13 protein-coding genes are annotated in these 12,806 nt (G+C 39.8%); 8 read left to right on the forward strand and 5 right to left on the reverse strand.

Annotation, left to right across the window (positions count from 1 at the left end):
• Positions 1–61 precede the first annotated feature (61 nt).
• From ftsE to H5119_RS01870, 4 genes are all read left to right on the forward strand, one after another.
• Positions 62–739, forward strand: coding sequence for a cell division ATP-binding protein FtsE (ftsE, locus tag H5119_RS01855; protein ID WP_182700983.1), 678 nt, complete (start codon positions 62–64; stop codon positions 737–739).
• A complete protein-coding gene (ftsX, locus tag H5119_RS01860; protein WP_182700984.1) occupies positions 736–1,722 on the forward strand; it encodes a permease-like cell division protein FtsX in 987 nt (328 codons plus the stop codon). The genes ftsE and ftsX overlap by 4 nt, the downstream gene beginning before the upstream one ends.
• Before the next feature lie 294 nt (positions 1,723–2,016).
• A complete protein-coding gene (gene rpoH, locus H5119_RS01865; RefSeq protein WP_077536880.1) occupies positions 2,017–2,880 on the forward strand; it encodes an RNA polymerase sigma factor RpoH in 864 nt (287 codons plus the stop codon).
• Positions 2,881–3,061: 181 nt separating this feature from the next.
• Entirely contained in the window at positions 3,062–3,574 is a 513-nt protein-coding gene (locus H5119_RS01870) for a ClbS/DfsB family four-helix bundle protein (RefSeq protein WP_182700985.1), read from the forward strand.
• A gap of 359 nt (positions 3,575–3,933) precedes the next feature.
• On the opposite strand, the gene H5119_RS01875 is transcribed toward H5119_RS01870, so the two are convergent.
• From H5119_RS01875 to gpmM, 4 genes are all read right to left on the reverse strand, one after another.
• Positions 3,934–4,680, reverse strand: coding sequence for a divergent polysaccharide deacetylase family protein (locus H5119_RS01875; protein WP_220492837.1), 747 nt, complete (start codon positions 4,678–4,680; stop codon positions 3,934–3,936).
• An 89-nt stretch (positions 4,681–4,769) separates the two neighbouring features.
• Positions 4,770–6,026, reverse strand: a complete 1,257-nt coding sequence (locus H5119_RS01880; RefSeq protein WP_182700986.1) for a S41 family peptidase — start codon at positions 6,024–6,026, stop codon at positions 4,770–4,772.
• A gap of 34 nt (positions 6,027–6,060) precedes the next feature.
• Positions 6,061–7,200 (reverse strand): murein hydrolase activator EnvC, encoded by a 1,140-nt coding sequence (locus tag H5119_RS01885; protein WP_182700987.1) that lies wholly within the window; start codon positions 7,198–7,200, stop codon positions 6,061–6,063.
• Between the two features lie 3 nt (positions 7,201–7,203).
• Positions 7,204–8,748: a 2,3-bisphosphoglycerate-independent phosphoglycerate mutase gene (gene gpmM, locus H5119_RS01890; RefSeq protein ID WP_182700988.1), complete on the reverse strand. Its 1,545-nt coding sequence runs from the start codon at positions 8,746–8,748 to the stop codon at positions 7,204–7,206.
• Between the two features lie 271 nt (positions 8,749–9,019).
• Between gpmM and H5119_RS01895 the strand changes: the two genes are divergently transcribed.
• Genes H5119_RS01895 through gpsA form a run of 4 tightly spaced genes read left to right on the forward strand, consistent with a single transcriptional unit; the run spans position 9,020 to position 11,271 of the window.
• Positions 9,020–9,451, forward strand: coding sequence for a rhodanese-like domain-containing protein (locus tag H5119_RS01895; RefSeq protein WP_077536885.1), 432 nt, complete (start codon positions 9,020–9,022; stop codon positions 9,449–9,451).
• 31 nt (positions 9,452–9,482) lie between these two features.
• Positions 9,483–9,740 carry a glutaredoxin 3 gene (gene grxC, locus H5119_RS01900; protein ID WP_077536886.1) on the forward strand — a complete coding sequence of 86 codons (258 nt, stop codon included), beginning with the start codon at positions 9,483–9,485 and terminating at the stop codon, positions 9,738–9,740.
• Positions 9,741–9,774: 34 nt separating this feature from the next.
• Positions 9,775–10,260 carry a protein-export chaperone SecB gene (gene secB, locus H5119_RS01905; protein ID WP_077536887.1) on the forward strand — a complete coding sequence of 162 codons (486 nt, stop codon included), beginning with the start codon at positions 9,775–9,777 and terminating at the stop codon, positions 10,258–10,260.
• A gap of 3 nt (positions 10,261–10,263) precedes the next feature.
• The gene (gpsA, locus tag H5119_RS01910; protein ID WP_077536888.1) at positions 10,264–11,271 is read left to right on the forward strand and encodes an NAD(P)H-dependent glycerol-3-phosphate dehydrogenase; all 1,008 of its coding nucleotides are present in this window, start codon (positions 10,264–10,266) and stop codon (positions 11,269–11,271) included.
• A 45-nt stretch (positions 11,272–11,316) separates the two neighbouring features.
• Here gpsA and H5119_RS01915 read toward each other — a convergent pair whose 3' ends face one another.
• On the reverse strand, positions 11,317–12,804 hold the full coding sequence (locus H5119_RS01915; RefSeq protein ID WP_182700989.1) for a methyl-accepting chemotaxis protein: 1,488 nt from the start codon (positions 12,802–12,804) through the stop codon (positions 11,317–11,319).
• Positions 12,805–12,806 lie beyond the last annotated feature (2 nt).

The following is a 12,806-nucleotide window of genomic DNA, read 5'->3' on the forward strand; positions in this document are numbered from 1 at the left end:
TTTTTAATTGCGAGGAATACCAATTGCATTTGTGTTTTTGATGAGGTTGGCATAATAAAAAATGATAAATTTTCAGCAAGTAAGTAAAACATATCCAGGAGGGCATCGCGCTCTCGAAAAAGTTAATTTTCATATCAAACAAGGTGAACTGGCGTTTTTAACCGGCCACAGTGGGGCGGGTAAAAGTACGTTATTAAAGTTGATTAGTTTAATGGAACGCCCGTCAGCGGGTAATGTATTTATTAACGGTGTTGATTTAAATAAGGTTAACTCACGCCAAGTTCCTTATGTTCGTCGTGATATTGGCATTATTTTTCAGAATCATCGTTTATTAGAGCGCTATACCGTATTTGATAACGTGGCATTACCATTAATTATTGAAGGTACTCACCACAACCAAATTGCAAAGCGTGTTCATGCTGCACTCGATAAGGTGGGTTTAATTGATAAAATAAAGTGTCACCCGTCTATGCTTTCAGGAGGCGAGCAGCAACGTGTTGGTATTGCTCGTGCTATTGTAAACTCTCCGCCAATTTTATTAGCCGACGAGCCGACTGGTAATTTGGATCCTGAGCTTTCAATGGAAATTTTGCGATTATTTGAAGACTTTAATAAACACGGTACAACGGTGCTTATTGCTACACACGATTTAGGTTTGGTTGCGCGCATGAAATACAGAAGTTTAACCTTAAAAGAGGGGCGAATGCTTCAAGATCCCTTAGCTGAGGGGGCATTATGAGCTTACTGTTTAAAGGTCGTCATAATAAAAACGAAAAGCAAAAAAAATCTATCTTGGCTGGCGGTTACTTTTTTATTATTAACATTTTTCGCCAAGGCGTGCATAGCCTCGGTGAAATGTGGCGAACCCCTTTGGCATCTTTGATGACAATTGCCGTGCTTGGGTTGAGCTTAACACTACCCGCCACACTTTATTTAGTTGTTAAAAATGTTCAACAAGTCAGTAGTGGATTTGAAGAAGCGAGCGAAATATCATTGTTTGTAAAAGAGACAATGAACGAGCAACAAACACAAACCTTAGTTAAACGACTGGCACTTTACCCAGAAATTGAAAGTGTGACGTTTATTTCAAAGCAGCAAGCGCTGAGAGAATTTAAAGATGTGTCAGGGTTTGGGCAAGCGTTAGAGTATTTAGATAGTAATCCACTTCCTGATGTTGTGCTTATAACGCCTACTAAGCGCCATAGTCAACCTAACGCAGCTAAAGCACTTTTAACCAAGCTTGAAAATGAGCGTGAGGTTGATTTTGGTAAGCTAGATATAGCTTGGTTAGAGCGTTTAAATGCACTCCTTAGCTTACTAAAAGAAAGTGTAATAACAATCACGCTACTATTATTGACTTCGGTTACGCTTATTATTGGTAATACTATTCGTTTATCTATTATGGATAAAAAAGAAGAAATACAAGTAATGAAACTGGTAGGGGCTACCAATACATTTATTCATGCGCCATTTTTATGGACTGGTATTTGGTATGGCGTTATTGGCGGGTTATTCGCTTTTGTATCGGTGGCTTTGATGATGTGGTGGCTATCTTCTGCCGTAAGTACTGTTGCAGGGGTTTATCAAACTAGTTTTTCGTTGATTGGCTTGTCATTAAAAGAATTTGGATTTTTGGTTTTACTTGCAACAAGCTTAGGCTTTATTGGCTCATACCTTTCTGTAAATCGTTATATTAAAGAAATAGAACCCGACAAAGTATAAGTGAACCAACCCAGCTCGATATGCGTATGTTGTTGAGTTGGGTTATACCCCATTATTAAAACTGTCATAATTTTGTACTATTCTCCATTTTAAGTAATGAGTTGTAAACGATGTGCTGCGCTAAGGTTAAGCCCTTACAGCGCCTTAATTCATCACTTATTCAGTCGCTTATAGTAGACTTAAATAACGCTAAAAACCTCTTGATTTATGATTCAAAAAAGTTTTAAATTGGGGTTAGCACTCTTAGGTAAAGAGTGCTAAGATGGTTTCAAATGTTTATCACCGAGGTGAAAAATGAGTAAAGATTTATACGCAATGGCACTTACAGTCGGACAACAAAGCGCAAGCATGGACGGTTACCTTCAAGCGGTAAGCACTATCCCTATGCTTAAAGTTGAAGAAGAGCAAGAGCTTGCCAAGAGGCTTCAGGAAGAAGGCGATCTTAGTGCTGCAAAGCAACTCATTATGTCGCATTTACGTTTTGTAGCGCATATTGCTAAAAGCTACTCGGGTTATGGTTTGCCACAAGCAGACTTAATTCAAGAGGGCAACATTGGCCTGATGAAAGCGGTAAAGCGTTTCGACCCTACCGTAGGTGTTCGTCTGGTATCGTTTGCAGTGCATTGGATTAAAGCAGAAATTCATGAGTTCGTGCTTAAAAATTGGCGTATTGTTAAAGTTGCAACGACCAAAGCACAACGTAAATTATTTTTTAATCTGCGCAAAAATAAAAAACGCTTAGGTTGGTTTAATCAAGCTGAAGTAAGCACTGTGGCAAGCGAGCTAGGTGTGAGTGAAAAAGAAGTGCGTGAAATGGAATCGCGTATGAGCGGCCAAGACATGGGCTTTGACTTAACTGGTGATGATGACGATAACGCACCAACAAGCACTTATTCACCCGTACAATACTTGACTGACGGCGCAGCTGATTTAGCTGATGACGTTGAGCAGCAACAGTGGAAAGAGCAGGCGCATACGCGTTTATTTAGCGCACTTAAAACACTTGATGAGCGCTCGCAAGACATTGTTAGCGCACGTTGGTTGTCTGACGACAAGGCAACTCTTCAAGAGCTTGCACAAAAGTACAGTGTATCTGCTGAACGTGTTCGTCAGCTTGAAAAAACAGCGATGAAAAAGCTACAAAGCGCTATGAGCTAATAGTGATTTGAGCAACAAATTTTAAAAGCCCTGCATGAAAATGCGGGGCTTTTTTGTTTTTGTATAGGTTGCTTTGAGGCAGTAAAGTCAGTTGAAATAAGCTGAACAGGTGCGCATAAACTATAGCGACCCGCTAATTTTTTCGATTTTTTAATGTGCTATTACATAGGAGGGTTTCACAATGTCATCAGTGCCTACAAATAAAGAAGAATTGTATCGAGCGATAAAACTAAACTCCGAAAAAATACTTGAAGACTATTTATCAATTCCAAAAGAGTATGCACACAAAAATGGTATCGAGGGTAATGTTAAAGGAGCGATAATTAATGTTGCAGATACACTCGCTTACCTTATTGGTTGGGGCCAGCTAGTGTTAAAGTGGCACGAATTAAAGTCAGAAGGTTCTAATGTAGATTTTCCAGAGACTGGGTATAAATGGAATGAGTTAGGTCAATTGGCTCAATACTTTCAATTACAGTTTAAAAGCTGGTCATATAGTCATTTGATTTTAGAGTTTGCAGTGACAATAGCTAAAATATTATCACTTATAGAGTCCTTAGATAATCATAGTCTTTATGGCACTGCTTGGTATGAAAAATATACGCTAGGCAAGATGATTCAGCTAAATACATCTTCACCCATGAAAAATATGCGCGCAAAAGTGAGGCGGTTTAAGAAAATCAATCAAATATAGCAGTAGATCATATGATATTTAAAATTTAAATACTCAGTACTTTTTGAGTGTTATTTTTTTAATTTTAACTTATTGCTTGCTATATTCTTTATCTGAACTTTACCTAGGGTGTATTGACCTTTGTGGATTGAAATTTGTTCAATCTAGGGGCGATTTAATCGCGGCGCGAAGTTTGTAACCTAGTGGGCTAAGTAAAAATCGAGCAACAAAGAGTTAATCGTCCCTAAAAAGAACCCAAAGGGCAGCGCATGTTTGGCATTTATGCTGCGTTATCGCCTATTTATGGGGAATGACCACACTTCATAGGCTCTGCCTTGCCTAAATACCAAACAGCCTGCTGCAAAATCAATCACGAAAGGTCAACGCGCCCTAGCACTTATTCTTTTACCCTCGGCCTGTGCGAGTTGAATGTATTTATGTTCGACCAGCTGTGAAACAGGCACAAGTTCGAAACCTTGCTCTGATAGTTGCGGCAATACTTTGCGTAAAAAGGCAATTGTTTCTGGGTAGGGGTGAGCAATTGCAATAGCAAAATTATGCTTAGTGGCTTGCTGTTTTAACTCATCAAACCTCAGTTGTAATTGTTCTGCAGTGGTTATGTTGTCCAAGAATACTTGGCGGCTAATATTAGCTACACCTAAAAAGTTAGCGGCATTTTGAGCTTGGCTTAAATCAGTAGTACGACTATCTAAAAAATATAAATGACGTTTTTTGAGAACTTCCATAGTCCACTTCATGGCTTGGCTTTGTTGCGTAAGTGCTGAGCCCATGTGATTATTAACCCCCTTAACTTGTGGCAAGCTCGCTAAAGCTGTGCCTAGTGTTTGCTGAAGCTGCTCTTTAGTCATATTTAGTGTAAGTGCGCCTGGGCCTAGCTCTTTATCATTTAGCGCCTGCATAGGGACGTGAAGTAATAACTCTTTATTTGATTGGCTAGCAAGCGTTGCAAAAATTTGTGAATAAGGTGTGTGAGGTAAAATTGAATATGACAATTGCCCAGGCAGGGTTAAAAATTCCAAGTCCCGTTGGTGATAGCCGATATCGTCAATCACTATTGCTATTTGTTTAGCTTTTACATCTATTGATGCAAAGTAAAATATCAACAAAAATGATGTTATTATTTTTATATTTATAGTTTTCACTTTATAATTTTTATTATCTTTAGGCTCAGTAAGTCGCTCTAAATAAAACGATATTATTGCATGCTGAGTAATTGTTTTGCTTTAACTAATTGCAAATCAGCTAGATTACTTACAGGTAATTGCTGAGTGCTTTTAGTTTGTTCGTTTTTTATTATAACGGCTTTATTGTTTTGTGAAAGGTTTGTTTGATTAATCGCCACATCGGGTGTTATTCCTACGCCATCAATTGATTTTCCTGACGGTGTAAAGTACTTCGCAGTTGTAAGTTTTAAGGCTGTATCTCCATTACCGAGGGGAATGAGTGATTGTACGGAGCCTTTACCAAAAGATTGATTTCCTACAACGGTTGCACGATTATTATCTTTTAAAGCCGCCGCTAAAATTTCAGCCGCTGAAGCTGAATTTTCATTTATCAGCACTACAATGGGGGCGCCTTTTAATACATCACCTCGTTTAGCGTAAAAAGTTTTATTTGCATCAAAAAAGCGACCTTTAGTTGTAACAATAGTGCCGCTTTGTAGAAACATATCAGATACGGCAATCGCACTTTGCAGTGTACCGCCGGGGTTATCTCGCAAATCAATAACAAGCCCCTTAAGTGAGTCATCATAATAGTTTTGCATTGCAGCAATTTGCAAAGCAACTTCTTGCAGTGTGTTATTAGAAAAAGTGTGAATGGCTAAATAACCAGTGCCAGAATCTAAGACTTTGCTTGTAGCACTTTTTAAATTTATTAGTGTTCGAGCAACGTTAAAAGATATATAGGCTTTACTTGTTTGGCGTTGTACGGTTAAGTTTATATCACTAAAGTTGCTATTTCTTATTAGTGTGGCGACTTCGTCAAGTGTCAGATTTTCAACGATCTCGTTATTAACACTTATGATAATATCGCTGGCTAAAATACCGGCTTTTTTGGCGGGAGAATTACTTACTACGTCTACGATGGTTATTTTGTCTTTAATACTTTTAACTTCAATTCCAAGACCCGTGTAGTGGCCATTGGTGTTGTTAAATAGAGCGGTGAGTTCATGCTCGTCTAGGTATTTGGAGTAAGGATCGAGTTTTGAGTACAAGCGTTCAAATTGCTGAGTGCTGTATTCTATGTGTTGGCTGTTTTGTAAGGCCAAATCGTCAACGTAATAGGTGTGTATATTAAATAAAATCTCATCTATTTGTTGGCTTTTTAATTCTTTTACTGAGCTAGCTAGAGCCTGGCTAAATGAAAAAATAAAACTAAATAAAAGCAGACTCATTATCAAGCCTGCATACATTGTTTTTGAATGGTTTGTAGTGGCGGTTTTATTTATCATCAGCTGCTCCAGAGCGGCGCAGCGGTTTATTCAATTAAATGCGTCTGCACCATTTTACAGGATTTACTGCGCGTCCTTTGTGGCGTATTTCAAAGTATAGACCAGAATTTGCTTGTCCGCCGCTTTGACCAACTAAGGCTAACGTTTCGCCTTCACGCACCATATCGCCAACATCTTTGAGAAGCGTTTGTGCGTGTCCATATAAGCTCATAAAGCCTTCGCCATGATCTACAACAATCACCCAGCCATAGCCTTTCAACCAATCAGCAAAGACCACTTGACCATTATGCACACTGTTAACATTAGCGCCTTCTGCAGCTCCAATCAGCACACCCTTCCAATCAATACCGCCATGCTTTCGTTGACCAAATGTGTGTTGCAACTTACCTTTACTTGGCCAATCTAGTTTTCCTTTGCTTTTATTAAGGCCGAGCAATTCAATTTTTTGTGTTTTTTCTTTTTCAAGCTCTTCGATAGTCGAGATTAAGGTTTGCTGGTTTTCTTTTAAATAGTTAATCGAATCTTTAGTACCGCTGAGTTGTGCTTTAAGGTTGTTAAAATTCGCTTTTCGCTCACTTTGGGCTGCAATTAATGCGGTTTGACGTCGTTTTTGTTCGTCATGTAGCTCAATTAGTTTTTGCTCTGTTTTTGTAAGTTCAACTTGATTCTGGGCAATTTGCTGTTGCAGTACTTTTAGCTCTTCAATTTGCTTTATTCGGGCTTTATTTAAATAGTTATAATAACTAAGTGTACGCTCAAACTTGGCTGTGTCTTCTTGATTTAGCATCATTTTAGAGTAGTCGTCGCCACCGGCCATGTAGGCACTTTTTAATTGTGCGGCTAAAATACGTTGAAACTGGACATGCTTTTCATCGAGCTGCTGTGCTTTTTGTTGCTGCTGCTTTTGTTGCTGTTGGGCTTTTTTAACTGCTTGCTCTGCCATATTCAGTGCTTTAGCATTTTTAGCTATATCTAGTTCATAGCTTTTGAGATTTGTTTGTAATTTGGCAATTTTTTTACGCTGCTCATTGTATTCGGCTTGGCTTTGGTTAAGAGCCTGTTGGACTTCTGATAAGTCCTTTTTAGTACGGTCTTCATTAGCGACAGCAGGAGCCGTCGCCAATGAAGTAAGTATTAAAGTGTATTGAATTAATAGATTAATGCGTCTATTCATGTGTTATTTCAGTGTCATGATAGGTGTGCCAGTCATTTCACTTGGCTGCTTCATACCCATTAAGTGCAGCATTGTGGGCGCTACATCGCTCAATGCCTTACCTGCTGATGGGGTTGCATCACGACCTACATAAATGAATGGTACAGGTTCGCTAGTATGTGCTGTATGCGCTTGGCCCGTTTTAAGGTTAGCCATTTGCTCGGCATTACCGTGATCAGCTGTAATTAATGCTTCGCCACCAAACTCTTCAAGTGCACTGATAACACGACCAATGCAAACGTCTACTGCTTCGCAGGCTTTAACGGCAGCTTCAAATACACCAGAGTGACCAACCATATCGCCGTTAGGGTAGTTACAAATAATAGCGTCGTATTTACCACTTTTAATTGCTTCAACGAGTTTATCGGTTAACATTTCTGAGTTCATTTCAGGTTGTAGATCGTATGTTGCTACTTGCGGCGAAGGGATAAGCTCGCGTGTTTCGCCTTCAAATTCGTTTTCGCGGCCACCACTAAAGAAAAATGTCACGTGGGCATATTTTTCGGTTTCAGAAATACGTAGCTGTGTTTTGCCATTTTTTTCAAACCATTCGCCTAAAACATTAACTAAAGGCGTAGGGCCAAACGCAACGGGTGCATTAATATCAGCAGCGTATTCGGTCATCATTACAAAAGCACTGAGTTTAGGTGTTTTTGTTTTAGTGAAGCCATCAAAGCTAGGTTCAACAAAAGCGCGCGTAATTTCGCGAGCTCTGTCGGCTCTAAAGTTTGCAAAAATGACAATGTCGCCATCGTTTATTGTTACTGGGGTTGCGCCTTCTGGGGAGATGGTTGTAGCGGCTACAAATTCATCGTTTTCATCGCGTTCGTAAGCCGCTGTAAGAGCAGCAACGCCGTTGTCATAACTATAGTCACCCTCACCCAGGGTCATTACGTTATACGCTTTTTCTACGCGGTTCCAACGGTTGTCTCTGTCCATTGCATAATAACGGCCGATTAGCGAGGCTAAGCGGCCGCATTTAAGCTCACTAAATAATGCTTCGATTCGTTCGATAGAGGTTTTGGCACTGCGCGGCGGTGTGTCGCGGCCATCTAAAAATGCGTGAAAATATACGTTTTTTGCACCGCGCTTTGCTGCAAGTTCAATACTTGCGACTATATGATCTTCGTGGCTATGTACGCCGCCAGGACTTAATAACCCCATGATATGAACTGCTTTACCTGCCTTTACAGCCTTATCTATATTTTCAACAAGTGCAGGCGTTGAATCAAATTCACCATCGTTAATTGCTTTAGTAATACGAGTGAAATCTTGATAAACGACACGTCCAGCGCCTAAATTTACATGGCCAACTTCTGAATTGCCCATTTGTCCATCAGGAAGACCAACATCAAAACCCGAAGCTGAAATTAATGTGCGTGGGCGTGTAGCCCATAAATTGTCTAATACCGGCGTGTTTGCTGCTAAAATAGCGTTACTTTGCTCATCTTCGCGATATCCCCAACCATCTAAAATCATTAATACCAGTGGTTTTTTATGTTCTGTCATAATAGTTCCTGAATAATTAACACCTGTCTGGCTTTAGCATACCGTGTTTTGTAGCTAGAATCAGCAATCAAAACAGCATATTAAAAATTTTCATAATACGGTGTAAAGTAAAGTTGTTAATGTGTGCTTGGTGAGTAGCATGCAGGGGGATTTATGTGCTTTTAAGCCGCCGTAAACTCGCATTTTAAGTTGGTTTGGGTATACTTGCGTGGCTAAAGTCTAAAATATCTAAAACATAGCGTTTTAGGATGTAATTTATAGTGGAAGTCGAATGGATCAATATATTGAATTTATCACCAATCACCCCATTTTAAGCCTTGCTTGGGTTGGTATTGTATTTCTTATTGTTAGTGGCTGGATAAAAAGTAAGTTTTCAGCTGTACGTCAAATAAATCCTCAGCAACTTACGTTACTTATTAACCGTGAAGATGGTCAAGTAATCGATATGCGTGCGCAAAAAGAGTTTAATAATGGGCGTATTTCTGGTGCTGAGCACTTAAGCCCAGAGAATGCGAAAAAATCTGACTTTTCAAGCCTTGAAAAGTACAAGACTAAACCCATTATAGTGGTATGTACTACAGGTATGACTGCCCAAGGTACTGCAACCGCTATGAGCAAAGCAGGTTTTGAACGTGTTTATGTATTAGCTGGGGGCATGGGGGCGTGGCAATCTGCGAGCCTACCAACCACAACAGGTCGCTAATCATTTTAGCTAGACCGATAGAGGATTTATTATGAGTAATGTTGTTTTATATACTAAGGCGTATTGTCCATTTTGCCAGCGCGCTCTTTCGCTACTAAATAGCAAAGGTGTTGAGTACACTAATATTGATATTGGTGTTCAGCCTGAGCTACGCGATGAAATGATTGCAAAAGCGGGTGGGGCAAGCACAGTACCGCAAATTTTTATTAATGATGAACATATCGGTGGCTGCGACGACATGATGGCTATTGAAGCGCAAGGTAAACTTGACGCTAAGCTAAGCGCTTAATTTAATTATAATAACGAACAAGTTAGGAATAACAATGAACGAAGAAACTCAAGATGTAGCAGCTCAAGAAAGTGGCGCACAATTTACAATTCAACGTATTTACACTAAAGATGTATCTTTTGAAACACCAAATTCGCCAGCTATTTTTCAAAAAGAATGGACGCCAGAAGTTAAGCTAGACTTAGATACTCGTTCTAATAAACTAGACGAAGGTGTATTTGAAGTTGTTTTAGCGCTAACTGTAACCGCTTCACTTGGCGAAGAAACTGCGTTTTTATGTGAAATTCAACAAGCAGGTATTTTCACTATTGCTGACGTTGAAGAGGTGCAACTTGCACACATGCTAGGTGCATTTTGTCCTAACGTGTTATTCCCATATGCGCGTGAAGCAGTATCAAACCTTGTTAACCGTGGTACTTTTCCACAGCTTAACCTTGCGCCAGTTAATTTTGACGCATTGTTTGCACAGTACATGCAACAACGTACTGCGCCAGCTGACCAGGTTACAGCAGACGCATAATTTATGAGTACAGCAACGACAGCTGTTACTGTATTAGGGGCGGGGTCTTATGGCACCGCCCTTGCTATTTGTTTAGCCCGAAATGGTCACAATGTGACGCTTTGGGGACGCAATAGCGACGACGTTGCCACGCTTGCAGCTGAGCGGAAAAATCAACGTTACTTACCCGATGCTCCTTTCCCTGATACTCTTTTTCTTGAAGCCGATTTACAACGTGCCGTTGCTAGTAGCGCTATTGTGCTTGTTGTTGTGCCAAGCCATGCATTTGGCGATACACTTGCGCAGATAAAGCCTGCATTGCAAGAAGGTGTAAAAGTTGCTTGGGCGACCAAAGGGCTTGAGCCAAACACGGGGCGCTTATTACAGGAAGTTGCTTTACAAGAGTTAGGTGATGGTATTCCATTAGCGGTACTTTCGGGTCCTACATTTGCAAAAGAGATGGCGATGGGATCACCGACTGCTATTTCTGTATCTTCCACGTCTCCTGAATTTGCTCAGCAGTTAGCTGATTTACTTCATTGTGGTCGCTCATTCCGTGTGTATAACAATGATGATTTTATTGGTATACAGCTAGGTGGTGCGGTTAAAAATGTTATTGCAATTGGTGCCGGTATCTCAGACGGGGTAGGTTTTGGCGCTAATGCACGTACTGCACTCATTACACGTGGTCTTGCAGAGTTATCGCGTTTAGGCTGCGCTCTTGGCGCAAAACCAGAAACCTTTATGGGAATGGCTGGTCTTGGTGATTTAATTTTAACCTGTACTGATAATCAATCACGTAATCGTCGATTTGGTTTAGCACTAGGTAAAGGCGAAAGTGTCGATGCTGCTATTGAGTCAATTGGTCAAGTAGTTGAAGGCTTTAGAAATACCAAGGAAGTGTATTTGCTTGCACAGCGTACTGGTGTCGAAATGCCAATTACTGAGCAAATCTATAAAGTTCTTTATGAAAATAAAGATATGAAAGAAGCTGCAATGGCGTTATTAGGCCGAGAGCAGCGTTCAGAATAAAAAATAAGCCTTCCAGTTCAATTATGTACTGTAAGGCTTGTTATTTCAGGTTTTAAAAATGCTTACCGACTTTTTCAGTTGCAGGGCCAGTGTTTTCATATCTTCTGAGTATGTTTGAACTTGTTCAATTTTCCCCATACTGTTTTGACCCGCAGAGACGACCTCATTAATATTTTTACTTAAGTCCTCAGCAACCGCACTTTGTTCGGATACAGCACTGGAAATATGACTCGACATATGTGTAATTGACTCTATCACTTCAGATATATTTGAAATCAATTCGCTGGCTGTACTTGCCGCACTCATGCTTTCTTGGCTCATATTTTTACTTAAACTCATAACATTTACAGCTGATTGTGATCCCTGTTGTAGTTTATTTATTGTTTCATGGATCTCAGCCGTACTTGTCTGTGTTCTGCTCGCTAAAGATCTTACTTCATCAGCTACTACAGCAAATCCACGGCCTTGTTCACCGGCTCTGGCAGCTTCAATCGCGGCATTTAATGCAAGTAAGTTCGTTTGCTCTGCTATTGCCTGAATAACATCTAGCATAGATACAATGCCCTGCACGCTATCTTCAAGGCTACCTATAACCGTTGATGCTTCATCGAGTTGAGCAGCTAATCTCTCTATTGAGTTAATTGAGCTTAAAAAGGCATCATGCACCTTTTTAGCATCTACATTTGCTGTTTCAGCAGAGCTTAGCGTCAACTTAGCATTACTTTCAATTTCTACTGCCGATGACGCCATTTGTGTAATTGCAGTGGCAATTTGATCTGTTTCCGACTGCTGCTCTGTCAAATAGCGAAAACCTTCACTGCTAACATCAGAGATGCTACCAGCAACGTTAAACGAATCCTCAACGGAAAGCTTAACATCGTTAATCAGCTCAGCTATTTTATGTTCAAACTGATTAAATGAAGCCGCAAGTTTTCCTATTTCGTCATTACGGCGAACAATTATTTGTTGAGTTAAATCGCCATCTCCATTGGCAATAGTTGCCATTTTTTCAGCAACTTCAGATAAAGGTTGAGCAACTAATTTTTTAAAAATATAAACTAAAACGGCGCCTAAAATAGTCACTAGGAGTAAAACTTTAATGATTGAAAATATAGCCAACTCAAGCAGTGCCGCTTCAATGTGACTAAATTCGACATAAAGGTTAATTTTGCCAACTTTATTTTGCGTTCCGGCATCATCATAAAACAATTCATTTTGTACCATTGACGGTGTTTCAGCCCCGTCGGTTTCAACAAAAAGTTGTCCGTTAGTATCATATATAGTGATTTTTGATATATTTTGAGATGCAACTTCCGCATTGATTAACTTTTTAGCTAGTTCATCTTGAAAATTCCACATCGCATTGGGCAGTGATAGCCCAATGCGTTCTTTTGTCAGATTAATCTCATTATCAAGCTTTAGTTTTAATTGGCTACTTTGTGCAGTGTAATCATAAACACCAAAGCAAAGTAAAACAAAAACCATTGCGCTTAATGTAGTAATAACCAGTCTAAATAAAATTGAACGAGTCAAAA

This window comes from Pseudoalteromonas sp. SG45-5, from assembly GCF_014164085.1.
Taxonomy (GTDB): Bacteria; Pseudomonadota; Gammaproteobacteria; order Enterobacterales; family Alteromonadaceae; genus Pseudoalteromonas; species Pseudoalteromonas aliena.

Bases quoted from the DNA above. Each gene is read 5' to 3' on its own strand.
- grxC (WP_077536886.1), top strand. From the start codon at position 9,483: ATGAGTAATGTTGTTTTATATACTAAGGCGTATTGTCCATTTTGCCAG.
- H5119_RS01895 (WP_077536885.1), top strand. From the start codon at position 9,020: ATGGATCAATATATTGAATTTATCACCAATCACCCCATTTTAAGCCTT.
- ftsE (WP_182700983.1), top strand. From the start codon at position 62: ATGATAAATTTTCAGCAAGTAAGTAAAACATATCCAGGAGGGCATCGC.
- secB (WP_077536887.1), top strand. From the start codon at position 9,775: ATGAACGAAGAAACTCAAGATGTAGCAGCTCAAGAAAGTGGCGCACAA.
- H5119_RS01880 (WP_182700986.1), bottom strand. From the start codon at position 6,026: ATGATAAATAAAACCGCCACTACAAACCATTCAAAAACAATGTATGCA.
- ftsX (WP_182700984.1), top strand. From the start codon at position 736: ATGAGCTTACTGTTTAAAGGTCGTCATAATAAAAACGAAAAGCAAAAA.
- H5119_RS01885 (WP_182700987.1), bottom strand. From the start codon at position 7,200: ATGAATAGACGCATTAATCTATTAATTCAATACACTTTAATACTTACT.
- rpoH (WP_077536880.1), top strand. From the start codon at position 2,017: ATGAGTAAAGATTTATACGCAATGGCACTTACAGTCGGACAACAAAGC.
- gpsA (WP_077536888.1), top strand. From the start codon at position 10,264: ATGAGTACAGCAACGACAGCTGTTACTGTATTAGGGGCGGGGTCTTAT.
- H5119_RS01870 (WP_182700985.1), top strand. From the start codon at position 3,062: ATGTCATCAGTGCCTACAAATAAAGAAGAATTGTATCGAGCGATAAAA.
- gpmM (WP_182700988.1), bottom strand. From the start codon at position 8,748: ATGACAGAACATAAAAAACCACTGGTATTAATGATTTTAGATGGTTGG.